This is a genomic window from Desulfotomaculum defluvii (assembly GCF_054657375.1).
The window spans coordinates 391172-416871 of record NZ_BAAHYV010000007.1; the positions used below are offsets into that span (position 1 = coordinate 391172).

At 36.9% G+C, this 25700-nt stretch carries 22 protein-coding genes, 1 pseudogene, 1 riboswitch and 1 other annotated feature; of the genes and pseudogenes, 20 read left to right on the forward strand and 3 right to left on the reverse strand.

The window, feature by feature from the left end:
* The first annotated feature begins 93 nt into the window (after positions 1–93).
* The 3 genes from ACYQ03_RS08970 (at position 94) to ACYQ03_RS08980 (ending at position 2997) form a co-directional block, all read left to right on the forward strand.
* Positions 94–513, forward strand: a complete 420-nt coding sequence (locus ACYQ03_RS08970; RefSeq protein ID WP_459909335.1) for a YjdF family protein — start codon at positions 94–96, stop codon at positions 511–513.
* Positions 514–921: 408 nt separating this feature from the next.
* On the forward strand, positions 922–1422 hold the full coding sequence (locus ACYQ03_RS08975; RefSeq protein ID WP_459910785.1) for a cupin domain-containing protein: 501 nt from the start codon (positions 922–924) through the stop codon (positions 1420–1422).
* A gap of 813 nt (positions 1423–2235) precedes the next feature.
* The gene (locus ACYQ03_RS08980) at positions 2236–2997 is read left to right on the forward strand and encodes a DUF5714 domain-containing protein (protein WP_488193074.1); all 762 of its coding nucleotides are present in this window, start codon (positions 2236–2238) and stop codon (positions 2995–2997) included.
* Positions 2998–3292: 295 nt separating this feature from the next.
* Here the strand turns inward: ACYQ03_RS08980 and ACYQ03_RS08985 are convergent, their stop codons facing one another.
* The 3 genes from ACYQ03_RS08985 to ACYQ03_RS08995 all read right to left on the reverse strand — a co-directional run bounded on the left by ACYQ03_RS08985 (position 3293) and on the right by ACYQ03_RS08995 (position 5945).
* Entirely contained in the window at positions 3293–3682 is a 390-nt protein-coding gene (locus tag ACYQ03_RS08985) for a response regulator (RefSeq protein ID WP_459909337.1), read from the reverse strand.
* Positions 3683–3759: 77 nt separating this feature from the next.
* Positions 3760–3845, reverse strand: a riboswitch (cyclic di-GMP riboswitch).
* A 215-nt stretch (positions 3846–4060) separates the two neighbouring features.
* Positions 4061–5065 (reverse strand): permease, encoded by a 1005-nt coding sequence (locus tag ACYQ03_RS08990; RefSeq protein ID WP_459909338.1) that lies wholly within the window; start codon positions 5063–5065, stop codon positions 4061–4063.
* A gap of 508 nt (positions 5066–5573) precedes the next feature.
* Positions 5574–5945 (reverse strand): ArsR/SmtB family transcription factor, encoded by a 372-nt coding sequence (locus ACYQ03_RS08995; RefSeq protein ID WP_459909340.1) that lies wholly within the window; start codon positions 5943–5945, stop codon positions 5574–5576.
* A 208-nt stretch (positions 5946–6153) separates the two neighbouring features.
* Here ACYQ03_RS08995 and ACYQ03_RS09000 point away from each other — a divergent pair, with 208 nt between their 5' ends.
* From ACYQ03_RS09000 to ACYQ03_RS09080, 17 genes and pseudogenes are all read left to right on the forward strand, one after another.
* Positions 6154–6873 (forward strand): metallophosphoesterase family protein, encoded by a 720-nt coding sequence (locus ACYQ03_RS09000; RefSeq protein WP_459909342.1) that lies wholly within the window; start codon positions 6154–6156, stop codon positions 6871–6873.
* Between the two features lie 209 nt (positions 6874–7082).
* Positions 7083–7397 carry an ArsR/SmtB family transcription factor gene (locus ACYQ03_RS09005; RefSeq protein WP_459909344.1) on the forward strand — a complete coding sequence of 105 codons (315 nt, stop codon included), beginning with the start codon at positions 7083–7085 and terminating at the stop codon, positions 7395–7397.
* Between the two features lie 51 nt (positions 7398–7448).
* Positions 7449–8267 carry an arsenite methyltransferase gene (locus ACYQ03_RS09010; protein ID WP_459909346.1) on the forward strand — a complete coding sequence of 273 codons (819 nt, stop codon included), beginning with the start codon at positions 7449–7451 and terminating at the stop codon, positions 8265–8267.
* A gap of 133 nt (positions 8268–8400) precedes the next feature.
* Positions 8401–8632, forward strand: a binding site (T-box leader).
* A 56-nt stretch (positions 8633–8688) separates the two neighbouring features.
* Positions 8689–9921, forward strand: coding sequence for a tyrosine--tRNA ligase (gene tyrS / locus ACYQ03_RS09015; RefSeq protein ID WP_459909347.1), 1233 nt, complete (start codon positions 8689–8691; stop codon positions 9919–9921).
* Positions 9922–10284: 363 nt separating this feature from the next.
* On the forward strand, positions 10285–13011 hold the full coding sequence (locus ACYQ03_RS09020; protein ID WP_459909349.1) for a PAS domain S-box protein: 2727 nt from the start codon (positions 10285–10287) through the stop codon (positions 13009–13011).
* Positions 13012–13136: 125 nt separating this feature from the next.
* Positions 13137–14582: pseudogene (locus ACYQ03_RS09025) on the forward strand (methyl-accepting chemotaxis protein); the annotation flags it as partial.
* 324 nt (positions 14583–14906) lie between these two features.
* Positions 14907–16517, forward strand: a complete 1611-nt coding sequence (locus ACYQ03_RS09030; RefSeq protein WP_459909351.1) for a methyl-accepting chemotaxis protein — start codon at positions 14907–14909, stop codon at positions 16515–16517.
* 4 nt (positions 16518–16521) lie between these two features.
* Positions 16522–17832, forward strand: a complete 1311-nt coding sequence (locus ACYQ03_RS09035; protein WP_459909353.1) for an amidohydrolase family protein — start codon at positions 16522–16524, stop codon at positions 17830–17832.
* Positions 17833–18117: 285 nt separating this feature from the next.
* Positions 18118–18387 (forward strand): DUF5320 domain-containing protein, encoded by a 270-nt coding sequence (locus ACYQ03_RS09040; protein WP_459909354.1) that lies wholly within the window; start codon positions 18118–18120, stop codon positions 18385–18387.
* 41 nt (positions 18388–18428) lie between these two features.
* A complete protein-coding gene (locus ACYQ03_RS09045; RefSeq protein WP_459909355.1) occupies positions 18429–18800 on the forward strand; it encodes a DUF134 domain-containing protein in 372 nt (123 codons plus the stop codon).
* Positions 18801–18833: 33 nt separating this feature from the next.
* Positions 18834–19202 carry a NifB/NifX family molybdenum-iron cluster-binding protein gene (locus ACYQ03_RS09050; protein ID WP_459909356.1) on the forward strand — a complete coding sequence of 123 codons (369 nt, stop codon included), beginning with the start codon at positions 18834–18836 and terminating at the stop codon, positions 19200–19202.
* A 1-nt stretch (position 19203) separates the two neighbouring features.
* Positions 19204–20055, forward strand: a complete 852-nt coding sequence (locus ACYQ03_RS09055; protein ID WP_459909357.1) for a nucleotide-binding protein — start codon at positions 19204–19206, stop codon at positions 20053–20055.
* Positions 20033–20899, forward strand: coding sequence for an ATP-binding protein (locus ACYQ03_RS09060; protein WP_459909359.1), 867 nt, complete (start codon positions 20033–20035; stop codon positions 20897–20899). The genes ACYQ03_RS09055 and ACYQ03_RS09060 overlap by 23 nt, the downstream gene beginning before the upstream one ends.
* 28 nt (positions 20900–20927) lie before the next feature.
* Positions 20928–21776: a P-loop NTPase gene (locus ACYQ03_RS09065; protein WP_459909361.1), complete on the forward strand. Its 849-nt coding sequence runs from the start codon at positions 20928–20930 to the stop codon at positions 21774–21776.
* Positions 21777–22136 carry a NifB/NifX family molybdenum-iron cluster-binding protein gene (locus ACYQ03_RS09070; protein WP_459909363.1) on the forward strand — a complete coding sequence of 120 codons (360 nt, stop codon included), beginning with the start codon at positions 21777–21779 and terminating at the stop codon, positions 22134–22136.
* 295 nt (positions 22137–22431) lie between these two features.
* Positions 22432–23271: a CvfB family protein gene (locus ACYQ03_RS09075; protein ID WP_459909365.1), complete on the forward strand. Its 840-nt coding sequence runs from the start codon at positions 22432–22434 to the stop codon at positions 23269–23271.
* Between the two features lie 175 nt (positions 23272–23446).
* The gene (locus ACYQ03_RS09080) at positions 23447–25537 is read left to right on the forward strand and encodes a PAS domain S-box protein (RefSeq protein WP_459909367.1); all 2091 of its coding nucleotides are present in this window, start codon (positions 23447–23449) and stop codon (positions 25535–25537) included.
* Positions 25538–25700: the final 163 nt, after the last annotated feature.

Below are 25700 nucleotides of genomic sequence, written 5' to 3' on the forward strand. Positions count from 1 at the left end.
GGTAGTCCGAACGCACCAGTTTTATCTGGTGTCAGTAACCTGCCCCCCCTGGGGTTGTCCGTTCTCTGTAGTAAATTATACAGGGGGAAGAAAATGAATATTGTTAGCATCAAATTAACCGTATTTTTTGAAGAGCCATTTTGGGTAGGAGTTTTTGAAAGGACATATGAGGAGTTTTTGGAGACTTCAAGGGTAGTGTTTGGTTCAGAGCCTAAAGATTATGAGGTTTTCCAGTTTGTAAATCACAACTTTAAAAAGTTAAAGTTTAGTAGACCATTAGCAACATACGATGTAACCAGGAAAAAACTTAATCCCAAAAGGCTACAAAGAGAAATACACAAAGAAGTAAAAAATGCAGGTTATAGTACCAAAGCGCAACTTGCCATGAAATTAGAACATGAGGCTAACAAAAAGGAAAAAGAGCTGTTTTCAAAGGCAAGAAAGGAAGAATTATTGGAGTTAAAATTTAGGCTTCAACAGGAAAAGAAAAAGAAAAAAAGAAAAGGCCATTGATTATTTATGCTCACCTTTAGCGGGTGAGTATTTTTTATTTATAATTGCGTTTCTGTTCATTGGGTCAGAAGGCAAATGAAAGGAGAAGTCTACTGGAACTAACGGAGAGCTACCCTTACATATAGATATACCTGTCTTATTACTCAACCAACAGCGGCAACCCCTCCCAAGAGGGGTATTTTTATACCTCTGGTCCCACTCAGAAAGGTGCCCGCTGATGCAACAGCCAACTGGTAACCTGAAACAGTAGTATAAATTAGCTAAAAGGAATAGTCACAGATAGGCCAACTGATTTGCAGTCCGTGGGGGGCCTTCCACACTGGTTCTCACATGCACACTTCATAATACCCGACATATAATATTGTAAATTTAAGGAAAGGAGTGTTTAATTTGAGTAATTATCGTAAAATGTATCCCTGGCCTTACTATCCAGTTCCAGGATATGGGAATCAGTTCCCTAATCAGTATCAACCCAGTGTTCCAATTAGATTAATGGATTATGGGCCTTACCCATTTGTTATTAACATAGAACAAGCTGCAAAGCAGAACAATAATTTTCGTCTTGCTTTATGGACAGGAAGATATTTACAACTTACCTTGATGAGCATTAATGTGGGAGAAGACATAGGTTTAGAAATGCACCCCAACCTCGATCAATTCATACGTATTGAAGAAGGGGTAGGACTTGTTCTAATGGGAGATAGAAAGGACAGATTGGATTTTCAAGCATATGTCTGCGATGATTATGTGTTTGTTATTCCTGCTGGTAAATGGCACAATCTAATTAACATGGGTAATAAACCAATTAAATTATATTCTATTTATGCACCACCTCAGCATCCACACGGAACTGTTCATAGAACAAAAGCAGATGCTGAAGAAGCTGAAGAACACCACAGAACTGAATAACAAAAGAAATTTCTTATATAAATTATGTCCTTAAAAACTGCTTGATGCTTTTGTAAAGCAAATATTAGCCTAAAGATGGCAAAAGCCAGACTCCCCAATAGTTAAAGTCTGGCTTTTGCCATCTTTATGTAGAACAGTATCAATGAAACGACATACCACACATACGATATGCTAAATGATGGAACTTGAGTCTAAATATGTGATGTTATTGTAAATAGGTATATTGAGAAGGTCGGCAGTGATGACAATGGTTTTGTTTTTAGGACCAAGAGAGGATTGGGTACTTGGAGGCTCAAACAAGGTAATTTTGGTAATTTAAAACTTTCCAGGTAAGGTAGACAGCAGAACTAGAAATAATAAAAATATAAATTTGTTTGATCAACAAAGAATCTTCTTTTTCTAGTTGATCAGAAAGGCTTTGTATATAAGAACGTTTTTGCCACAAGATTAATTCCCTCCATTAGTGACGAGATACCCATGACTATTGTCCTGTTTACAATGGTGCGAATTTACTATAAGTTTATAGAAAAATATAACATTTTACAATATTTTGGCTGAGTTTTCTAAATAATTTTTAGGAGTAGTTTATAAACAGTTCATAATAAGAACAACAAGAAAGTTTGTATTAAAAGCAAAGGATATAGATGTTCACCATGAAATAATAACACTTAGTAACGGACCAAGTGTCGTCACCGCATCCATAATTACCATAACAGCAGCACCTAACATATAGCTGTTGCAAGCCATGAAACGGTAGCGTCACTAATCCCAGTAAGATGAGATTTGGGGGGTGTTATAATGACCATAGAAGGAATGGGACACGGGACACGCTGTTGAGGCCCATCCCAAGAAGGTGTTGGTCAACACCAGGAAAATATTTTAGAAAACTGCTTGATTTGTGGAAATAAACTTGATTACCTGGAATCTGGTAGAGAGTTTTCTTGCATATATTGCGGGCGAAAAGAAATTGGCTATGTTTGCTGTTCAAATGGCCATTATGTCTGTGACGAATGTCATGGGAAAGATTCTTATGAAAAAATCTTAAATTTGGCTCTCATGTCGCAGGGCACTAATCCATTGGAAATTGCCGAAATGATGATAAAATCAGTCCCCATACCTATGCTGGGTTGTGAACATGCATGGATTGCTGCGGGAGCTCTTTTGGCAGCAATTAAAAACAACGAAGAAATTAAAATCACAGACAGCCAAATCGTCGAAGCTCTGACCCGAACAAGAAAACAGGCTATAGGAGCCTATTGTGGCTTAACTGGTATTTGCGGCGTAGCTCCTGCTATTGGGGCTTGCTTTAGCGTTATTTTGGGTGCCGCCTGTCCAAAAGATAAGGAAACTGCCACTACCATGATTGTTGTGTCTCGGGTTATTGAAACCATAGCAAATCAAACTGGCCCATGTTGTTGTAAAAATTTTGTACGGACGGCTTTAACTTTAAGCTGCCAACTCGTAAAGGAATATCTAAAAATTGCCCTACCCTGTACTATGGAGTTGGTCTGCGGTGATAGCAAACGGCATCCGCACGGCTGTAGAAAAGAAGGATGCCAATATTATCAGGATTAAGAAAGGACATATCCTATTTAATTCTTCCAGTATTAGGTATAATAATCAGTTGTCGGATTTTCAAAAGTCTGCTAAGATGCCCCGGATAGTTTATATGGGGCTGTTCAATTGGTTGAAGTAAGATATGAAAGCTTTGAGCGTATGCTTCCTATAACATAAAAAAACACACGTATAACATATTCCGTAATCAGATTTACGAGCTATGCTCTACATGTGTCGTTTTTATGTTTGTTTAAAACCTTCCTTTATACCCCGTCATTATAAGTAACGATAAAAAAATATATATTATTAGCATTTAGGCTCTTTGAATTGCCGAGGTATCTTCTACCACTTCTCTAAGCAGCCTTGAAAAATTTAGAGGCCAACAAAGTATTGAATTGCACCCGGTGTTGAAGACTTTATAAACCGTTTGTTTATAGGCTTTTTTAGTAATAAAGATTATTTTAATTCCGGGATATTTCCTATTCAAAATACTTGAATACTTGAGACTCTGATTTAGTGAGATATTATCAGTCATACCAGCTCCAAAGATAACTACAGTCGGCTTTTTATCAATAAGTATCCTGTGCCCTTCAGCCAATGACCTTGCCATGTCCACTTTAAGATTGCAATTTGATAAAGCTACTGATATAGAAAGACTGTGAAAATCATCATCATCAATTAAAAGGATTGAGCTTATTCTCATAACCCTATTCCCCTTCCCTAGAAATAAAAAATCCCAAAGGAAGGCCAGGGAATCTTAAGGAACCTATTTTTCCTTTTCCTGGCAACCCGGCTATCTTAGCAACTAATACCTTAGACCCGTGGCTTTGCGTCCTTAGCTTTCACTAAGTTTGCCTTTTTCAGATTATAAAAACTTTTGGGACTCTAAGTATATATATATCAGTCCTATGTTATAGAGTTAACAGGAAATAAGTCATATTTATGCAGGGCTATGGTCCTGTTTGGGAATGGAGTTTACCAGGAGGAATATTGGAGAGTTCCAATAAATTGGAGAACATAGATTGTTTAACATAAAAATAACCACGACTTCCCAGTCGTGGTTATTTCAGTTTTGAGTGTATTATACTAGCAGATGGCCAAAGGCGTTAAAGGTATAGCCGATGATGAGGATGCCAATGGTTACAACCCCAAAAAATACGGCTAGAAGCTTTGTTTTGACTACCTTTTTAAGCAGAATCATCGAAGGAAGGGATAAGGCGGTTACTGCCATCATGAATGATAAAGCGGTTCCTATTCCAACTCCTTTCAAAACGAGGGCTTCGGCAATGGGCAGTGTACCAAAGATATCGGCGTACATTGGCACACCTACTATTGTTGCCAAGAGCACGGAATACCATTTATCCTGTCCTAGTACCGCACTGATGATATGATCCGGTATCCAGTTATGGATGGCGGCTCCAATCCCCACCCCAATTAGAATATAGAGCCATACTCTTTTAACAATGTCTTTCACTTGGCTTTTTGAAAATTCCAATCTGGCACGAGTTGTTAATTCCTCTTCCTCAACCTCAGCTATTTGATTGCCGAAAACAAAGGATTCAACATATTCCTCCATCTTGGCTTTACTGATAACGGTGCCCCCTACTACAGCAAGTATCAGTCCAACGACCACGTAGGCAATGGCAATCTTCCAATTAAAGATGCTGGCGAGCAACAGGACAGATGCCAAGTCCACCAGCGGGGAAGAAATTAAAAAGGAGAAAGTCACGCCAATCGGAAGCCCGGCACTGGTAAAGCCGATAAAAAGCGGAATGGAAGAGCAGGAACAAAAGGGGGTAACAGTGCCTAATAAAGCGGCCAGCGTATTGGCTGTAATCCCATTGAATCTTCCTAGTATTTTACGGGTCCTTTCGGGTGGAAAGAAACTTTGGATATAGGAAATTGCAAAAATAAGTACAGATAGAAGGATAAATATTTTGATCACATCATAGATGAAAAAATGAATACTGCCGCCCAAACGTCCTTGAATGCTTAATCCAAATACCTGTTCCACTAAGGTCTTGACTAGGTTGGAGAGCCACTCCATCTTTAGCAGATGACTATTTAACCAGTCAAATATAAACATGAAATCATCCCCTTAACTTTTCTTTGAGCCGACAAATAAAAGCTTTACTGCCTAAAGCAATTCCTAAGCCTTGTTTAATCAGCAAGTTCTAAAGACTTGGGTTAACGAATTGGTAGCCGTCTCCTTTCTGAACCCAATTGATATATGCAAATATAATTATATATGAATATTAAGCTTAAAATGAAGATTTGTCAATATCATTTGCCAAGGGTTGACACCATAGGCAAGTCCGACAGATGCTAGACAGAACCATGCAGGTCAACAGGATTCAGCCAATGCTGGCTCCCAGGCTGGCTAAACTTTTAGAAGATAGCTTGGCTAGTTAAGTTTTAATGATTGCCAGGGCAAACGAAATGAAACCCCAGTAGAGAACAGAGTAAAGTTCTTTTCCGGGGTTGATATTTTTAAAGAGACTGTTATTTTACCGCACCACCTGAGCGATCCCCACCGGAACCTCAATCAGGGGACCAATGATCGCTGCAAAGGCAGCCATATGGAGAAATTCTCCTTATTCATCTTTTTCACAGACAGATTTTTTTAAGCCCATCAGCTCACAATAATTAGGAGTCTCTCGTAGGGCCGAGGGTTTGACTTCAACGGTGGTAGTTTGCAGTAACTCACCTAAATGCTGATCCACCAGCGGGTAAATTTGTTGTAAACCACTGGCTTTCAGGGTGTACAGCACTAGCTTGCCATGTTTGACGTTTTCTATTAAGTCTGCCTGACGTAAAATTTTTAAATGGTGTGACACCGCTGGTTGGGAGAGGCTGAGGCCTTGCATGATTTCGCAGACACTCATTTCCTGTCCCGACAGCATTTGAAGAATGTTCAGCCGATGGGCATCTCCCAAAGCCTTATAAAGACTCACTAACCGTTCCATATCTCACTACCTCATATATTTAAATCTTTAAATATGATTTTTTATTATATTACTATTTAATGATATAATCAACTTATTCTCCGTTATCTTTTTTTAACAGAAATTTTACATAAACTTAATTGCTTTTTGAAACTGATTCGACTCAAAATATTGATAGTAAAGAATCACCAGGTGTCATAAAACGAACAGAGGAGAGAAGACATCAGACATGAAGATTGCCATTTTTGCAGATGTACACAGTAATTTATTCAGTTTACAGGCAGTGCTGGTGGATATTCGACAAAGGGGTGTAGACGCTGTCTATTGTGTCGGGGATTTGGTGGGTTACGGCCCCCGGCCCAACGAAGTGATTGACCTGCTACGGCATGAGAACATTCCTACCATCATGGGTAACTACGATGATGCCATTGGCAATATGCGTATTATCTGTGGTTGTGACTATAAGAATGAACAGGCCATGAAACTGGGGGAAAGCTCCATCCTTTGGACCAAAGAACATACTTCCGAAGAAAATAAAGCGTGGCTCAGGCAATTGCCAGAGCGTTTGGAGTTTACCGCCGGTGGGTTGAAATTCTTGTTGGTGCACGGTAGTCCTCGCCAGCTAAATGAATATCTTTTTGAAGATACCTCCGAAGAAATCCTAAGGCAGTTCTTAACGGAGAATCATTGTGATGTGTTGGTTTGTGGCCATACCCATTTGCCCTATCATAAGCAGGTGTTTGGTGGGCATGTCATCAATGCAGGTAGTGCCGGTAAGCCCAAACACGGCAATGCCAATGTTGGCTATGCCCTGGTGGTTGCGACCAAAGGAAGCTTGCAGATGGAGTATATTCAGGTATCCTATGATTTTGAACAAACAGCTAGGGAGATCGAGGCTGTGGGCCTGCCGAGGGAATTTGCTGAGATTATTCGCACCGGGAAGGCCTAAGTTTTCTGCACTAAAGGAATTTAAATTTCATGACAACCCGGAAGTCATTGAGATGCTGGAATTGGCCAATTAAATTCTTCAAAAGAAGCGGGCGAAGCCATGAGCGCCTTCCGTCCTAGTAGAAAATAGTGTGAGGCACTCCACAACTTTGTGGGGTGTTTTTGTTTTTGCCCTTGCTTTTCATCAAAAAAATTTGATATGATAGGGCTATGAACAACAATGTGAAAATTGCCAAAGCACTAAGTGATCCGATTCGTTATAAAATTATGCTGATGCTGGCCCAAAGTAAGGCCGGTTGTTGTCCCATACCCGGTGTGGAAGACCAGCGACCAGGTTTATGTAATTGTGAGTTAATGACAGAGTTGGGTCTTATCCAGTCCAGGGTGTCCTATCATATGAAAGAACTGGTGGAGGCAGGGCTAGTGACCGAGGAACCCAGGGGGAAGTGGAAGATGTATTTTATCAATACCAAGACCCTGAGACAATTCATGGAGCAGTTAGACCAGGATTTTGCCTTGAAGTAAATTTTTTTAGATAAATAAATCAAAAAAAATTGATTTGAAGGAGGCCTTTTAATGAATGAGAGTATCCGGGAAATGGTGCGGCAGAGTTATGCCAGAGCCATTACCCAAAAGAGCGGTGGCTGTTGTGGTGGCAGTAGTTGCTGCTGTGGTTCGGCAGACCAGGCCAACCCCATTACCGGTGGGCTTTACAGCTCAGAGCAGGTGGCAGGCCTGCCTGAGGATTTGGTGGCCAATACCTTTGGTTGTGGCAACCCCACGGCCCTGGCGGAGATACACCCAGGTGAAGTGGTGCTGGACTTAGGCAGTGGAGCAGGTTTAGACGTATTGCTGTCAGCCCGCCGGGTGGGTCCCACGGGTAAGGCCTATGGCTTGGATATGACCGATGAAATGCTGGCCGAAGCTAGGGCTAACCAAGCAAAGGCTGGTATTACGAATGTCGAGTTTTTAAAGGGCCATCTGGAAGCAATCCCCCTGCCAGATAACTGCATCGATGTGATTATTTCCAACTGTGTGATCAATCTTTCGGCAGACAAAGACCAGGCCTTGCGGGAGGCCTATCGGGTATTAAAGCCTGGTGGACGCTTGGCGGTGTCTGACATTGTATTAACCAGACCCTTACCGGAAAAACTACAGCAGGATTTACTGGCTTGGGCCGGTTGTATTGCCGGTGCCATGCAGGAACAGGAGTACCGAGAGAAGCTGGCCGCTGCTGGCTTTGTGGATAGCGAGATCCAGGTGACCCGAGTCTACGATTTCGCCGGTGACCAGGGCCAGCAGATTTTGCCTAATTCCTCGGAGGAAGAACGACAGGAGATACAGGGGTCTGTAGTCAGTGCTTTCATCCGGGTGAAGAAGCTGCCGATCAAATGAATGACAGGCATAGCATTCTAGAAATGAATTTTCACATTGCTAATTAAAAGAAAACTACGGAATGTCACATATGTGTCGAATTGTAGCTTTACTTTTATTGCTTTCTCAACTAAAATTAATTAAATTGAATTATACAGAAGCTATGAAAGGAAGAAGTAGGTCAGTTTTACGTCATTCAGAGAGCATCCGGTTGGTGAGAGGTTGCAGACGGGCTGATTCGAATACATCCTGGAGCCGCAGCCTGAATTGATAGTAGGGTTTGACGGGTACGCCCGATACAGCGTGTGAGTGCAATTGCACTTGTTGAGGGGAATTCTGTGAGGAATTCTCGAATCAGAGGTGGTACCGCAGTTTCTGCCCTCTGTTCCATTGGAACAGGGGGCATTTTTATTTTTAAAAATTTAGAAAAGGAGATTTTATAGTGAAAATTTATGATGAACTTGTAGCTCGTGGCTTGATTGCCCAGGTTACCGACGAAGAAGAAATTAAAGAACTTATCAATAGTGGTAAGGCAACGTTTTATATTGGGTTTGATCCAACTGCGGACTCTTTGCATGTTGGTCATTTTATGGCACTATGCCTTATGAAACGCTTGCAGATGGCAGGAAACAAACCGGTTGTTCTGATAGGAGGGGGAACAGGTTATATTGGCGATCCATCTGGTCGAACGGATTTGCGTTCTATGATGACACCCGAAATAATTCAACATAACTGTGATTGCTTTAAGAAACAGATGGAAAGATTCATTGAATTCGGTGCTGATAAGGCAATCATGGTTAACAATGCAGATTGGCTATTGAAGTTAAATTACATTGAATTACTTCGTGAGGTAGGAGCTCACTTCTCTGTAAATAATATGTTACGGGCAGAGTGTTATAAACAGAGAATGGAAAAGGGTCTGTCTTTCTTAGAATTCAATTATATGATTATGCAGTCCTACGATTTTTATCACCTATATAAAAATTATGGATGTAATATGCAGTTTGGTGGTGATGACCAGTGGTCTAATATGTTAGGTGGTACAGAGTTAATTCGACGTAAATTAGGCAAAGATGCATATGCCATGACAATTACACTACTAATGAATTCTGAAGGTAAAAAGATGGGAAAAACTGCAAAGGGAGCCGTTTGGCTTGACCCAAATAAAACCTCACCCTTTGAATTCTTCCAGTATTGGCGTAATATTGGCGATGCTGATGTTCTTAAGTGTATACGTATGCTTACCTTCTTGCCACTTGAACAGATTAACAAAATGGATAAATGGGAAGGCAGTCAGCTAAATGAAGCCAAGGAAATCCTAGCCTATGAATTAACTAAGCTAGTTCACGGTGAAGAAGAAGCCCAAAAGGCAAAGAAAGCTTCACACGCTCTCTTCGCAGGTGGCACAGATGATTCTGACATGCCAACTACTGATATTGCAGAAGAGCAGCTAATCGATGGTGTTATCGGTATTTTGGATTTGATGGTGGTGTGTGGTATAACATCTTCTAAGAGTGAAGCAAGACGTCTGATTCAGCAGGGTGGAGTATTTATTGATGATGCTAAAGTTAAATCCATCGATCACAATATTACTTCAGAACAATTGAAAAACGGCGTCAAAATACGCAAGGGAAAGAAAACTTACCATAAGGCTACGATGACTTTTCATAGATAATGATCCTAAAGAACTTATAAAGTTTCAGATACGAATCAATATTAATGACGCAGTTTGTCAAAGGAATATAAAAAATATCCTGTAAGCATGAAGAACTGCGGAAACAAAAGGCTCAGTTGGACCGGGATGCGTTGGTTGAGAAGACGGAAGTTCTCTCGCAACGCATCTTTTTTTATCTTGAAAAGTAGGTTAAGGTCGGAGAAACAGCTATAGAAAGCTCAAACTCAACCAATAAACATTTAAAAATACCAAAGTTTGACAAAATTCCCGAGGTAATAATTATGAAGATATTGTATTCTAAAGTTAATATATTCAAACCAGCTACCTAAAAATTAATACTTTAGGAATAGGGGGATTGACTTAATGACTTTTGAGGATAAATCAAAAGAACAAATAATCGCTGAATTGCTAGACCTGAGGAAATCTTATGAACAATTACAAATAAAATTTAACAATTGCCAACAAACTAAAGATGACCTCATTAATTTTATAGATCCGTCCCCAGATGCATTTGTATTAGTTGGACTTGATGGAAAAATAAAACGCATTAACCCTATATTTTGTAAGACTATCCTTGGATGTAATGCAGAGGAAAACCTTAAAAAAGCAAACGATCACCTAAATACTATTCTTGAAAGCATTAGTGATGCCTTTTTTACTTTAGATAATGAATGGAGATTTACATATTTTAATAAGAAGGCAGAAAGTACCTATAAAAGAAAACAACAAGAAGTTATTGGTAAAAATATTTGGGAAGAATTTCCTCAATATATTGGTACAGAATATCAAAAGGACTTCTTTAAAGCTATGAAAGACAGATTAGTGGTTCATACAGAGGGTAAAGGTATTTATTCAAATGAGTGGGTTTCTATACACATATACCCTTCTAAGGATGGAATATCTGTCTACTACAGAGATATTTCAGAGCGTAAAAGAATGGAGATAGCTTTACAAGAAAGTGAAGAACGATACCGTAAACTTTTTGAACTCTCTCCAGATTCAATTTTTGTCCATTATAAGGGTGTTATTATTGCTACTAATGTAGCGGGAGCAAAGCTTTTAGGTTTCAAAGAACCAGAAGAAGTATATGGTAAAAACCTATTGGAATTTATTCATCCTGATTATCAAGAAGGTTCTAAAACAAGGTATTATTTGGCCATGGAAGGTATTAGTTTACCTTTTTTGGAAAAAAGAATGATTTGTTCAGATGGAACAATTATAGATGTAGAAACAACAGCAGTTTCATTAACTTATCAAGGTAAAAAATGTATTCAAGTTGTTATTAGGGATATTACCAATCGAAAAGCTGAACGCAAAAGAGCTGAAGAATTACTTTTAAATCAGTTTAGACAATTAAGTACAATATTTGATTCGATCGATGCGCTAGTCTATGCTGTTGACATAGAAACTTATGAATTGTTTTTTATTAATAAATATGGGGTAGATAGATTGGGAGCAGAAGTTGTAGGTAAACCTTGTTTTCAAGTGTTACAGTCCGATCAGGCAGAACCTTGTGCTTTTTGTACCAATAATTTACTTCTTCGTAATGGGTTATCACAAGAACCTTATATTTGGGAATTTAAAAACACTGTAAGTAATCGGTGGTTTCAATGTATTGATAGAGCTATAACATGGGTTGATGGTCGGTTGGTGCGAGTGGAGATTGCCTTTGATATTACTGAACGAAAAAATATGGAGGAAGAATTAAAAAGAGTAAATCAGCAAGTAACGGATATTCTTGAGAGTATTACAAATTCATTCTTTGCGTTAGATAACGAGTGGAAGATAACTTACATAAATAGGGAAGCTCTACGATACTTCAAAAAAACAAAGGAGCAACTTTTAGATCAAATATTTTGGAATGTATTTCCAAAGACCAGAAACACCATTATATACAGTAATTTTAATAAAGCAATGTCAGAAAGAGTAGCTACCTATTTCGAAGTTTATGGCATGTATGGCGAAAGATGGTTAGAAGTAAATGCTTATCCTTATCAGGGTGGCATATCAGTTTATTTTCGTGATATTACTGATCGTAAACTCTTGCAAGATAATTTACGATTATCAGAAGCTAGATTTTCAAAAGCCTTTAATTATAGCCCTATTTCCATGTCAATATATTCCATTGATAGTGATAAATATTTTGCTATAAATGAGAGCTGTATTAAAATGTATGGTTATGGTAGGGAAGAGATTATAGGGCGTTCCGAACAAGATTTAAAAGTATGGGTAGATTTGGACGTACGTGAAAAGTATACAAAAGACATTGAGAAAAAAGGTTTTGCTCATAATCATGAATTTCGAGCACGTAAAAAATCGGGCGAAATATTTCTTGTATTACTATCTGGAGTGGCAATTACCCTTAACGATGAGAAATGTATATTATCAACAACACTTGATGTAACAGAAATTAGAACATACCAAAAAGAAATATCCCGCCTTGACCGACTTAATCTTATTGGAGAAATGGCGGCGGGAATTGCTCATGAAATTAGAAACCCTATGACTACTGTTCGTGGTTTTTTACAAATGTTAGGAAGTAAAAAAGAGTACCTTAAATACAAGGAATACCACGATGTTATGATAAGTGAACTTGATCGGGCTAATTCAATTATTTCTGAATTTTTATCCTTAGCTAAAAATAAACCGGATAATTTACAACTCCAAAATCTTAATTTAATAGTAGAAGCCATATACCCCTTGATTAAAGCCGATGCCGCAAACCTAAATAAAGATGTAAAAATTGAGATAGGAGCTGTTTCTGAGTTACTATTAAATGAAAAGGAAATTCGACAGCTTTTATTAAATCTTGTCAGAAATGGGTTAGAGGCAATGTCACCTGGAGAATGTATAACCATAAAAACTTACACCGAACAAGACGAGGTAATTCTATTGGTGCAGGATAAAGGTAAAGGTATAGAACCTGCTCTTCTTGAGAAATTAGGTACTCCGTTTTTAACAACAAAACCTGATGGGACTGGTTTGGGACTAGCTATAAGCTATAGTATTGCCAAAAGGAATAATGCAAAAATTGAAGTGAATTCCGGTCCAAAGGGAACTACATTCTACGTTAAGTTTAAAGTTCCTTAAGTACTTTAAGAAACTTTTGTCCTTTTAATGTCTTTATTTAAAACTAAATTGTTAAATTATGTAGGATATTATTATAAATATATAGAATATTAAAAACTATCTTATAATCGTTGAGGAGAAACAATATGATATGGGAAAATTCTAAAATACATCGGCATATAATATCCGTTAATTTCCAGATACTTAGTTCAATCTTACTTATTTTAATAGTATTTCTAAGTTTTACAGGTTTTCTGGCATATCGTCAAATATATGCCAGTGCTGATAACTTTGCTTTGCAAAAGGCAGAAGGTGACTTGCAATTTGCCGAAATTTTGTTAGAAAAAATGTATCCTGGTCCCTGGATGGTAAAGGGGACAACCCTATATAAAGGTTCTGTTGCTTTAAACGGCAATAATAACTTTGTAGACGAAATTGGTAAGAAAACAGGAGATACTTGTACTATCTTCTTAAATGACACAAGAATAACTACAAACGTTAAACAAAATGGTAAGAGGGCAATAGGGACTAAGGCTGCTCCTGAAGTTGTTAAACAGGTACTAGAAAATAAGCAAAATTATTATGGAGTGGCAGATGTAGTTGGTATAAAACACCAAACAGCTTACATGCCTTTATATAGTGGTAGTAAAGTTGTGGGTATGCTATATGTAGGCATTTCTAGGAAATTTATTATTGATATGCTCCTAAACTCTCTAAAGCAGATGTTATTGATTGGTTTTCCCATCTTACTACTTTCCTTTCTTTTGCTTAGATGGAGAATTAAAAGAATAATTATAACGCCTATAAATAATGTTGTTATTGGCTCCCAAACATTAGCTCAAGGAAACCTAACAGAGAAAATTACAGTTAGAGACAATAATGAACTAAAGGAATTAGCAGATTCATTCAATATGATGATAGACAATCTCAAAAATATTATTTCTAAATTAAAAGAACATTCAACTGTTTTGACAAGTCAAAGCCAGGAACTTGCAGCATCAAGCGAAGAAGCCAACGCGACTATTGAAACAATTGCATCAGATAGTAGTCAAGTAGCTGCTATTACAGAACAAGGTGCGCTAGGTTCACAGCAAACTGCTAAAAATATAAATCATACAAACATGATTGCTCAGAAAGGAAATCAATTAGCTAAAGAAGCTATTGAGAAAATGAACATACTAAGAAGTGTAGTTAACGACTCGGCCAAAGCAGTTGATTTATTACATGAGCGTTCACAAAACATTAGTAGAATACTTGAGGCTATCACTCAAATTGCTGACCAAACAAACTTACTGGCACTGAACGCAGCAATTGAGGCTGCACGGGCAGGGGAGGATGGTCGTGGTTTTGCAGTAGTAGCTGAGGAGGTAAGAAAACTAGCAGAAAAATCTGCACAGTTTTCTAATGAAATTAAAGATCTTATTTATGATATAGAAAATCGCATTGCTAAAGTATTGGGGGATATGGAGAAATGTCAAGCTGAAGTTCAAGTTGTTACCGTGTCTGTTAGAGAAACTGTATCTTCATTTGAACAAATTACCGAAGAGGTTTCCCAGGCTGCATTGGGAATCGATGAAATTGCGGTTGGGTCGGAGCATATTAGTAAGAGTACCCAAGATCTAGCCGGTTCAACCCAACAAATAAGTTCAATTATACATCAAGTAACTAACTCAGCTAGTACAATGGCAGAGTTGGCCGAAGAACTAAATTTGATTGTCAATACATTTATAATTAATAAAAATGATTGTTAAATAAACTTAATTTAATGTCCAAAAAGAGTGAATAATGTGATGGTTCATCAGTACGAATGGAGGATTTTGTTTTTATTTTAATGGGGACAATTTTGATCATAAACTTAAAACATTACCCTGAAGTTTTTGGCCTGGATTATAAGAAATATTAGGGGGGCTAGGTATATGGGTATATTTAGAAATATGAAAATTGGTACAAAAATTACGTTGTGTTTTGGATTAGCTCTATTTATTCTGGTTGGTATTGGAATCAATTCTATTTATACGCTAAATCAAATCTCTTATAATACTGAAAAAATCGAGCTTTACAACCAAAGAATAGATTTGCTTAGAGAAATTAAAGGGCACTTTGGCATTGGTATGGCTTCATTTAGAGGCTATTATGCATATGGTGAGGAAGAATATATTGACTCATACAAAAATGAAATCAACGAAATTAAGGAACATTCACAAAAACTCCTCAAAATTAGTGATAAGGTAGAGGTAGATAGGATTAATAATATAATCAAAGATATAAATGCTTTTGATAAAAGAATTAACGAAGAGTATATTGTGTTGGTTGGAAAATGGTATGAATCATTTGAGAGTAAAGATGATGCTGCGACGGAGCTTTATGATCTAAAAATCGCAAGTTTAGTGGTAGAGTTGGAACCAGTTGCTACTAAGTTAACTGACTCACTTGAAGTTCTTATCAACAATAATGATAGCTTAATTAAACAAGAGAATAAGCTAATTGATAGTATGATGGAAAAATCCAGAATCATAGCAATAAGTGTCATGATATCGTCCGCAGTTATGGCATTATTCATGGGTTTGTTATTAACAAGAAGTATTAAAATACCAGTTCTTAAGTTATCGCAAGTTGCTGATAACATGGCCAAAGGAGATTTTACCGAATCAGTTGCTATTGATTCGGGGGATGAACTTGGTCAACTTGCTATTTCTTTCAACAAGATGTCTGAAAACTTAAAGTTATTAATTGGTGAAGTAGTAGATTACGGAACTAATATAGCAGCCCAGAGTCAAGAACTCGCCGCAAGTAGCCAAGAAATAAGTGCTTCAACAGAGGAAGCGGCCAGTACAACGAATGAAGTCGCAGTTAAAGCCGAGCAAGCAATGGATTTATCTAACCAAACTTTGAATGAATCCAGAAAAATGTATTTAACCGCTCAAGAGGGAAATGTTTCAGTTAATAACACAATTAATATGATTAATGGGATTGCGCATACTGCTGCTGAAACCAGTAAGAGTATGGATGTCTTGGGTGGGCTTTCAGCTAAGATAGGAAATATTACTGAAACCATAACTAATATTGCAGATCAGACTAATTTATTGGCATTAAATGCTGCTATTGAGGCTGCACGCGCAGGGGAACACGGACGGGGTTTTGCTGTAGTGGCAGAAGAGGTTAGGAAACTTGCAGAGCAATCTAGTACTGCTGCCAAAGAAATAGGTAACCTAATCAAAGATGTAACAAACACTGTAGATGACTCTGTTAACAATACTAGTAGAACGATAAAAACTATATCTGATGGTGTAAAATTAGCTGAACAAGCTGGTTTATCAATAAATAATATTATGGATATAATGAAAAAAAATGTTTCTATGATTGAAGATATTACCAAATATATCCAGTACGCCTCTGTGGGAACATCTCAGTTATCTGCTAGTTCAGAACAAATTGCTTCTTCTACAGAACAGATGGTAAGTGCAGTCCAAGAATTAGCCAGAATAGCCCAAAATTTACAAGGTTCTGTTGAAAAATTTAGAGTATAATTAAGTGGAAGTAGGTGCCAAGACAACAAAGGAGAACTTAATGGGAAAGTATAGCAAATACATAGCGTATAAAGGAAACATAATATACAGTCAAAATAAAGATATTCTTATTAGCAAAGAGAATTCATACATATTGGTATTAGATGGAATTATAATGGGAATTTATTATGAATTACCAGAGGAGTTTCCAAAGGATAATATCATAGATTGGGGAAATAATCTGATCATTCCGGGCTTTTGTGATATGCATGTACATGCACCTCAGTTTTTACAAAGAGGCCTTGGAATGGATCGAGAGCTTTTGGACTGGCTAAATACATATACATATCCCACTGAAGCAAAATTTAAGAATGAAGAACACGCAAGGAAAGTCTATACGCTTTTTGTTGATGAGTTATTACGCCAGGGTACTTTACATGTAAATTGTTTCCCATCTATTCACTATCAAGCATCGGAAATATTGTTTGAAATACTTGAGCAGAGAGGGTTGTTTGCCTTTACAGGGAAGCTAAATATGGATCAAAATAGTCCAAAATATTATATCGAGGAGACAGAACAATCCCTTATTGAGACCGAAAAATTTATTATACAACATAAAAAAAGTAGAAATGTTAAAGTCACAATTGTTCCCCGATTTACTATCACCTGCAGTGAGAAATTGTTAGCTGGATTAGGTGAATTATCTCAAAAATACGAGGTTCCCATTCATTCACATATGTGTGAAGCAGTTAATGAAATGAAGGTTGTTAAGGAACTATTTCCTTCCTACAAAAATGGAGCGGACATATTTTATAAAAATAATCTACTTGGTCAAAGACCTACCATCATGGCCCATTGCATTTTTATGGATGACGATGTTTTAGACCTGATGAAAAATCCAAACTGTTTGGCAGTACATTGTCCGGATGCAACTGCTAATATTAACGCTGGTGGCATAATGCCAGTTAAAAAACTTTTGCAAATGGGTATAAACTTGGCAATTGGAAGTGATATAGGTTCTGGTGCAAGTTTATCAATTGCCAGAGGAATAGCCAGCACTATTCAGCATTCTAAAATTCGTAATATTTTTGACCCTCAGTGGGAAGCTGTAAATCTTGCAGAAGCTTTTTATATGGCAACGCGTTCAGGGGGAAGATATTTTAATAAAGTAGGAGCATTTGATAAAGGATACTGTTTCAATGCATTAGTAATCGATGACAGTAATATGTTCGGAGAGGATATTACTCCTGTGGAACGCCTTGAGCGCTTTTGCTATGCGGGAGATGATAGGAATATATGTATGAGATATATTCTAGGAAAAGAAGTTGTAATTTAAACCTAGGTAGTTTGGGTTTATTTAATATTATAGTCTTTGGGTACAGTGGCTGCGGGTGAACAGGTTTTACACTGTATAGTTAAAAAATGGCCTCAACCTTTATATTTAAGGTTGAGGCCATTTTTTTGTTAAGTTCCTACAAAGCAAGGTAGCATAAAAATTTGCTTGGTAAAATTTTATGTACAAATATATAAAATACATATAAATGGTTATTGACATATGTTAAATACCGAGTATAATATAAAATAAAAATGACATATGTCAAAAACAAGGGAGGCGTTTTATATGCCAAGAAGAGATGGAACTGGTCCTATGGGAAAAGGCTCAATGAAAGGAAGAGGCCTCGGAGTTTGCAGTGGAGCAAATACTAGCAGCAGTGGAACTGGGTTAGGCCAAGGACAAGGGTTAGGTAATAGAAGAGGTTTTGGGAGAGGGTTGGGAAATGGTAGTGGAAGAGGATCTGGAAGAGGGTTAGGAAACGGTAATGGAAGAGGATTTGGAAGAGGGTTAGCAGCAGGTTCTACCGTGGACAGATCACAAAAGGGTTCTTTATAAGACAAAAAAGCTCTTTTGTAATAAGTGAGGTTTAATGAATTATGCCAAGGCCTAGAAAATGGAGAAAGGTGTGTAGCCTGCCGGAGAGCAATCGATTTGGGCCACTTAACGCCCCAATAAATCATGAGCATTATGTCATTATGACTGTTGATGAATACGAAACGATACGACTAATTGATTTAGAAGGTTTTACACAGGAACAATGTTCCAAACAAATGAATATCGCACGAACTACTGTCCAGGGTATCTATAATGATGCAAGGAAAAAACTTGCAGAATCTCTAGTAAACGGAAAAGTGCTAAGGATTGAGGGTGGCGATTACAAGCTTTGCGACGGTATCGAAAAACCCTGTATGGGTGGTTTCCGTAGACATAGATGCTGCAGAGGATTTTTGGAAGATAATGACTTCTAGGTGGTAGATAAATATAAAGGAGGTTTTTTAATAATGAAAATAGCAATTCCAGTTGACGACAAGTCAATGGAAACTAGTGTATGTCAGTCCTTCGGTCGTGCTCCATATTTTCTTATTTATGATAAGGAATCAAAGGAAAGTACTTTTCTAGATAATAGTGCAGTCGCCAGCCAAGGTGGTGCTGGTATTAAGGCAGCACAGACCATTGTGGATAACCAGGTAAGTGCTTTACTCACCCCACGATGTGGCGAGAATGCTGCGAATGTTCTAAAAGCAGCTAATATCGAAATATACAAGACTGTCAACGATTCCATCAAGGATAATATCAATGCCTTTATTGACAGAAAGATATCATTATTAGACGATATTCATGCTGGATTTCATAATCATGGGGGCAAATAGTATGAAGATAGCTGTGCTAAGCGGCAAGGGAGGCACAGGAAAAACTCTTGTATCTGTAAATTTGGCTGCTTCAGTAAAGCAATCCACATATATTGATTGTGACGTTGAAGAGCCAAATGGACATCTTTTTTTCAAACCGAAAAGTATTCAATCTGAAGAAATCTCGGTCAAAATTCCTCAGATAGATGAAAACCTTTGCAATGGCTGTCGTAAATGTGTTGAGTTTTGTAAATTCAATGCATTAGCCTATATCGGCAACAATCTGTTGATTTTTGATGAAATTTGTCATTCGTGTGGCGGATGCATATTGTTTTGTCCTGAGAAAGCACTGTCGGAAAAAGAAAAATTTATCGGTGTAGTTCAAAGAGGTGTTTCTGAAAATGTCTCTGTAATTACAGGGATATTAAATACAGGAATAGCATCAGGTATTCCCATTATTAAAAGACTTTTAAGTTATACCAATGAAGATAACACATTTATCGACTGTCCGCCAGGTAGTGCTTGTATTGTCATGGAGAGTATCAAGGATGCGGACTTCTGCATCTTGGTTGCAGAACCTACTTTGTTTGGGGTTCACAATCTTAATATGGTTTATGATCTTGTGAAACTATTTGACAAACCACATGGAGTAGTGCTTAATAAGTGTCTTGATGAAGATAATCCAGCAGAGAAATTTTGTATTGAACATGGTATAAAAATTTTGGGCAAGATTCCCTTCGACAATGATCTTGGAAAGATAAACTCAAATGCCCAGATCTTAGTGAGGGAAAACAAAAAGTATCAAGATCTTTTTTCTTCTTTGCTACAAACAGTTACTAAGGAGGTGCGGCATGAAGCAGTTACTAATCCTTAGTGGCAAAGGTGGCACTGGAAAAACAACTATTGCTAGTGCCTTTATTAAGCTAGCTAATGCTAAAGCCTATGCAGATTGTGATGTAGATGCACCTAATTTGCATTTGGTTATGCATCAGTCATCGGAAGTTAAGCAATCGGACTATTATGGATTGCCAAAGGCTGAAATTGATCCCTATTTATGTGTACAATGTGATTTGTGTAGGCAAAACTGCCGTTTTGACGCTATTAATGTTGGCGCTGATTATAAGGTAAATTATTATGACTGTGAAGGCTGTGGGGTTTGTGAAGCCATTTGCCCAGTGAGGGCCATATCTCTAAATCCTGCCATAGCAGGTGATTTAATGCTATATATGAATGATTCTGTATTTTCTACTGCTCAACTGAAAATGGGAAGCGGTACCTCTGGAATGCTGGTCACCGAGGTAAAAAAACAGATGAAATCAGCAGCTTTAGATACTAAGGTAGCAATTATAGATGGTTCACCTGGTATAGGGTGTCCGGTTATTGCATCGCTGAGCGGTGTTGATATGGTTTTGATTGTTGCAGAACCTTCTATATCAGGCATCAGTGATATGGAACGGATAATAAAAACTGCAGAAAAATTCCAAACGAGAATCGCAGTTTGTATCAACAAATATGATACTAATATGGAAAATACAGAAAAAATAAAGTCCTACTGTAATAGACAGAATCTGCCTTTTGTTGGCACTATTCCCTTTGATTCAAAAGCTGTAACAGCTATCAATAATAGTCAGAGTATTGTTGATATAGATTGTGTGGCAGGTCAAGCAACAAAAGATATCTATGAAAAAACCTTCAAGTTACTGCTTGAAGAAGTCTAAAAATTTATAAAAGAAGGGAGATGGTAAAATGAGTGCAATTAGTAATCAAAGCTGCAATACCTGCAGCAATGAATCGGCAGATACTAAAGAGATAGAGCAGAAACCAGATTTTTCCCAAAAACTTCATGAATTAAGTGATGTCAAAAAAGTAATTGGTATTCTGAGTGGTAAAGGCGGAGTAGGTAAATCACTTGTAACCTCAATGCTAGCAGTGATGATGAACAGAAGAGGTTATCACTCAGCTATCCTTGATGCTGATGTCACTGGCCCATCTATTCCAAAGACATTTGGTTTGAAAGGAAAAGCAATAGCAAATGAACTAGGCTTGTATCCCACTAAAAGCAAAACAGGTATTGATATTATGTCGATTAACCTGCTTTTAGACAATGAAACAGACCCTGTAATTTGGCGGGGGCCGATTATTGCTAACGCAGTCAAACAGTTCTGGTCAGATGTAATATGGGGCAATGTGGATTTCATGTTTATTGATATGCCACCTGGCACAGGTGATGTACCTCTTACTGTTTTTCAATCCATAGACATAGATGGAATTATTATTGTAACCTCACCACAAGAATTGGTTTCAATGATAGTATCTAAAGCAGTTAAGATGGCAGAAATGATGAAGATACCAATCTTAGGAATAGTTGAAAATATGGCCTATTTTAAATGTCCGAACTGCGACGAGAAATATAATATATTTGGAAATAGCAATATTGAGGAAATTGCTCAAATGCACGGTATTGATGTTCTTGCCAAGCTACCAATTGACGCGAGAATAGCAGCAGCCTGTGACAAGGGCTCAATTGAACTTTTTGATGGTGATTGGCTAGAGAATATGGGAGATATTTTAGAAAAAGAGATGGAGATGAAATAAGTGAAAATAGCAGTAGCAAGTGAGAATGGTTTAGTTACAGAGCATTTTGGTTATTGTCAGAGTTTCAGTATTTATGAAGTTGAAAACAATCAAATTGTTAAAAGTGAGTCGATACCAAACCCAGGACACAAGCCCGGATTTTTACCTAATTTTCTAAATGACATGGGAGTTAATGTTGTTATTTCCGGTGGAATGGGTAGCGGTGCCGTCAATATCTTTAATGAAAAAGGTATTGAAGTCATTACAGGTGCTAAAGGAAATGCCGAAACCGCGGCAAAAAGCTATTTACAGGGTTCTCTTAAATCTACGGGCTCTGTTTGCCACGACCATAAGCACCACGATGAATGTGGTGGGCATTAAATTTTACGTAATCTGTCAATGGGGCAAATTACATAATTTTACAACTAAATAGTATAGAATACTAAAACCCCTAAGATCAAAAGTCTAGGGGATTTAGTATTTTTATTATTGGCATTATCAGGGTAAAAAAGTTTTACCAATGAATATCAAGAAGTAACAAGTAGCAATAATCTATTTCTTTTAACTCTTTAATTGCACCTGAAAATAAGAAATGAAAGAAGTAATATGTTATTATAGGAAAAACTAATTATGACTAAAAATAATGCTGACAACAACGGAAAAAGGAAGGAATAAGATGCTAGAAATAGGTAAAATGCAGAAACTATGCGTAACTCGGAAGACCGAGACCGGTGCCTATCTAAATTTTACTAACGCAGCGGATAGGGATGATATTTTATTACCTAAAAATGAGGTGCCATGGGGAGTTGAAATAGGAGATGAAATAGAGGTCTTTGTTTATAAAGATTCTGAGGCCAAAAACATAGCTACAGTTAAAAGACCAAAGCTAACGATTGGAGAACTAGGTTTTTTAAGGGTGGTGGAAGATACCAATTTTGGTGCTTTTTTAGACTGGGGTTTACAGAAAGACTTGTTATTACCTTCAAGAGAGCAAGTGGGTAAGATCAAAAAGGGAGATTTATGTTTAGTAGGTTTGTTTATTAACAATAATAATAGAATATGTGCAACTATGAAAATATATAATCTGCTAAGCACCCAATCACCATATCAAAAGAATAATAGGGTCCACGGAACGGTATATAGTATAAATCCGGATTATGGTATGTTTGTAGCCGTAGATAATAAGTACCATGGATTAATTCATAATAATGAATTGTACGGCGATTATTCTGTAGGTGATATTCTTGAAATAAGGGTAAAAAAGGTTAGAGAGGATGGTAAGTTGGAACTCAGTTTAAGGAATGAGGTATACAACGAAATAGAAAGTGATGCACAAATGATTATGGATCGCTTAAAAACAAGCGGTGGTACACTTCCAATCAATGATGATAGCTCTCCTGAATATATAAAGGCAGAATTAAACATAAGTAAACGGGCCTTTAAAAGGGCCGTTGGGCGACTATTAAAAGAAGGAGCAATCAAAATTACCGAAGGAGGTATTGAGACGACTTGGTAATTATCAATAGGAAATAAAGGATATATAAACATTTATTTTTCAAAAGAGAATAGGTATAATAACATATAATGTAGTGACAATAGTCTGGATTTTGTTAAAATATATAATCATCATGAGACGACAGAGATTTGTCGTCTTTTTTATTTAAAAATCAGATTTAATAAGAGGTTTTATCATGTATGATTTGAAAGACACAATTGAACTTTTACCCATTCCAACTTTTATTCTACAAAATGCAACTATTACTTATACTAATCAGGCTATGTTGAAAATGTTTGAGCATTCTATATTAACAAAGAAGTTTTTGGAGATAGTTCATCCTGAGGATCAAACTATGGTTGAACTGTTCCTGATAAATAATTTAGAAGAGTATACTCAAGACCACATCAAATTTAGGGTGGTAACATTTAATGGCAATATCATTAATACTGATTGTTATTTTTCTAAAATAAGGAACTTAGCTGATCAAATCTATATTGGACAACTAATAAATGTAAGTGAAAAGAGTCTTTTAGAAAAAATATTGCATGAAACCGAAGAAAGGTACAAAGAAGTTGTTGACTCTTTACAAGAGGTAATTTTTGAAATCGATATTAAGGGGAGGTTATGTTTCTCAAATTTGAGGGGGTTTGAATTCTTTGGGTATTCCAAAAATGAACTACCTGAAGAAATTTATGTTGTTTCAAGAATTCATCCAATGGACAGAGAAAGAATTCAACATAATATGAAGGCTGTTTTACAGGGCAAAAATATTGGAGCAAAAGAATACTTGGCCATTAAGACCGACGGCACTGTTTTTCCTATTATGATTAATAGTGCCCCAATAATTAAAAATGGCAAGATTGTAGGCTTAAGGGGAGTTATCTTAGATATTTCCGAAAGAAAGAAAAGCGAAGCAATCCTAAAACTATATCAATTACTATCAGAGAATACCCGAGATATTATTTTAATTGTACGCCAGAATGACGGTTCTATTATTGAAGCAAACAATGCGGCTCTTAAAGCTTATGGATACTCTAGGGAACAATTGCTTTCCCAAAGGGTCTATGATATTTGTAATTCAAAAGTATTAAAAATGTTAAACAATAACCAAATATTTGAGGCAGTTCATAGTCGTAAGGATGGACATACTTTTCATGTTGAAGTAAGTTCTCAAGTAGCAAAAATTGGAAGTGAAAATATTTGTTTAAATATTGTTAGAGATATAACTTTGAGAAAACAACAGGAAGAACATTTAAGGTACATTAGTTTACATGATTCTCTTACCAATACCTATACTAGAAGGTTCTTTGAGCAAGAAACTCAAAGACTTAAATTACTGGGGAATGTCCCAATTGGATTAATAATAATAGATGTTGATGGCTTAAAAATAGTCAATGATACATTAGGACATAAAAAAGGTGATGAACTTCTGATATTCTTGGCCAATATATTAAAATTATCGATTAGAGGTAATGATATATTGGCCAGAATCGGGGGAGATGAATTTGCTATAATCCTGTCTAATATTAATGAAGAAACTCTTAATAATACATACAACAAAATAAAAAACAACATCAAAGAATACAACAGGAAAGAGCCCGAGCTATTATTGAGTACTTCCATTGGGAGGGCCTTTTCAAAAGCTAGTTCTAATATAAATGACCTATTTACAGAAGCTGACAACAACCTATATAGGGAAAAACTACATCACAAACAAAGTTCTCGTAGTACTATAGTGGAAACTCTAAAAAAAGCTTTAGAAGTAAGGGATTTTGTTACAGAAGGACATGCTAGAAGAATACAATCCTTGGTTACTATGATCGCTAGAGGTATTGGAATACCAGAACATAAATTTGCAGACTTACATTTATTTGCTCAGTTTCACGATATAGGAAAGATAGGTACACCAGATGAAATTCTTTTTAAGAAAGGAAAATTAACTTCTCAAGAATATGAAATTATCAAAAAGCATTGTGAAACAGGATATCGAATAGCCATTTCATCCATTGACCTAGTTCCCATTGCAGACTGGATTTTTAAACACCATGAATGGTGGAATGGAAATGGTTATCCTTTAGGTCTGAAGGGAGATGCCATTCCTTTAGAATGTAGAATACTATCTATTGCAGATGCCTTTGATGCAATGACAAGCGATCGTCCCTATCGTAAAGCATTACCAAGAAAAGTTGCACTAGAGGAACTCAATAACAATGCTGGGGTACAATTTGACCCAGAGTTAGTAAGGGTGTTTCTTAAAATATTAGATAAAATAGTTACTTGGTAAGGATAGAAATATGCTAAGGATAAAAAAAGAATTAAAGATGTACAAGAAAAATAGCAATAATAACTCAAAAGGCATCTGCCATCAGGTAGGTGCTTTTGCTTTACAATATTGTGTATAGTACAATATAATGATTCAGGAGTTTATTTTTATGAGCAAAATTAAG

What these genes read in the sequence shown, in the direction of transcription:
- ACYQ03_RS09060 (WP_459909359.1), top strand. Translation starts at nt 20,033, where the DNA reads ATGAAGCAGTTACTAATCCTTAGTGGCAAAGGTGGCACTGGAAAAACA.
- ACYQ03_RS08975 (WP_459910785.1), top strand. Translation starts at nt 922, where the DNA reads ATGTATCCCTGGCCTTACTATCCAGTTCCAGGATATGGGAATCAGTTC.
- ACYQ03_RS08990 (WP_459909338.1), bottom strand. Translation starts at nt 5,065, where the DNA reads ATGTTTATATTTGACTGGTTAAATAGTCATCTGCTAAAGATGGAGTGG.
- ACYQ03_RS09020 (WP_459909349.1), top strand. Translation starts at nt 10,285, where the DNA reads ATGACTTTTGAGGATAAATCAAAAGAACAAATAATCGCTGAATTGCTA.
- ACYQ03_RS09000 (WP_459909342.1), top strand. Translation starts at nt 6,154, where the DNA reads ATGAAGATTGCCATTTTTGCAGATGTACACAGTAATTTATTCAGTTTA.
- ACYQ03_RS08995 (WP_459909340.1), bottom strand. Translation starts at nt 5,945, where the DNA reads ATGGAACGGTTAGTGAGTCTTTATAAGGCTTTGGGAGATGCCCATCGG.
- ACYQ03_RS08970 (WP_459909335.1), top strand. Translation starts at nt 94, where the DNA reads ATGAATATTGTTAGCATCAAATTAACCGTATTTTTTGAAGAGCCATTT.
- ACYQ03_RS09045 (WP_459909355.1), top strand. Translation starts at nt 18,429, where the DNA reads ATGCCAAGGCCTAGAAAATGGAGAAAGGTGTGTAGCCTGCCGGAGAGC.
- ACYQ03_RS09010 (WP_459909346.1), top strand. Translation starts at nt 7,449, where the DNA reads ATGAATGAGAGTATCCGGGAAATGGTGCGGCAGAGTTATGCCAGAGCC.
- ACYQ03_RS08985 (WP_459909337.1), bottom strand. Translation starts at nt 3,682, where the DNA reads ATGAGAATAAGCTCAATCCTTTTAATTGATGATGATGATTTTCACAGT.
- ACYQ03_RS09080 (WP_459909367.1), top strand. Translation starts at nt 23,447, where the DNA reads ATGTATGATTTGAAAGACACAATTGAACTTTTACCCATTCCAACTTTT.
- ACYQ03_RS09005 (WP_459909344.1), top strand. Translation starts at nt 7,083, where the DNA reads ATGAACAACAATGTGAAAATTGCCAAAGCACTAAGTGATCCGATTCGT.
- ACYQ03_RS09030 (WP_459909351.1), top strand. Translation starts at nt 14,907, where the DNA reads ATGGGTATATTTAGAAATATGAAAATTGGTACAAAAATTACGTTGTGT.
- ACYQ03_RS09065 (WP_459909361.1), top strand. Translation starts at nt 20,928, where the DNA reads ATGAGTGCAATTAGTAATCAAAGCTGCAATACCTGCAGCAATGAATCG.
- ACYQ03_RS09055 (WP_459909357.1), top strand. Translation starts at nt 19,204, where the DNA reads ATGAAGATAGCTGTGCTAAGCGGCAAGGGAGGCACAGGAAAAACTCTT.
- ACYQ03_RS09050 (WP_459909356.1), top strand. Translation starts at nt 18,834, where the DNA reads ATGAAAATAGCAATTCCAGTTGACGACAAGTCAATGGAAACTAGTGTA.
- ACYQ03_RS09040 (WP_459909354.1), top strand. Translation starts at nt 18,118, where the DNA reads ATGCCAAGAAGAGATGGAACTGGTCCTATGGGAAAAGGCTCAATGAAA.
- ACYQ03_RS09075 (WP_459909365.1), top strand. Translation starts at nt 22,432, where the DNA reads ATGCTAGAAATAGGTAAAATGCAGAAACTATGCGTAACTCGGAAGACC.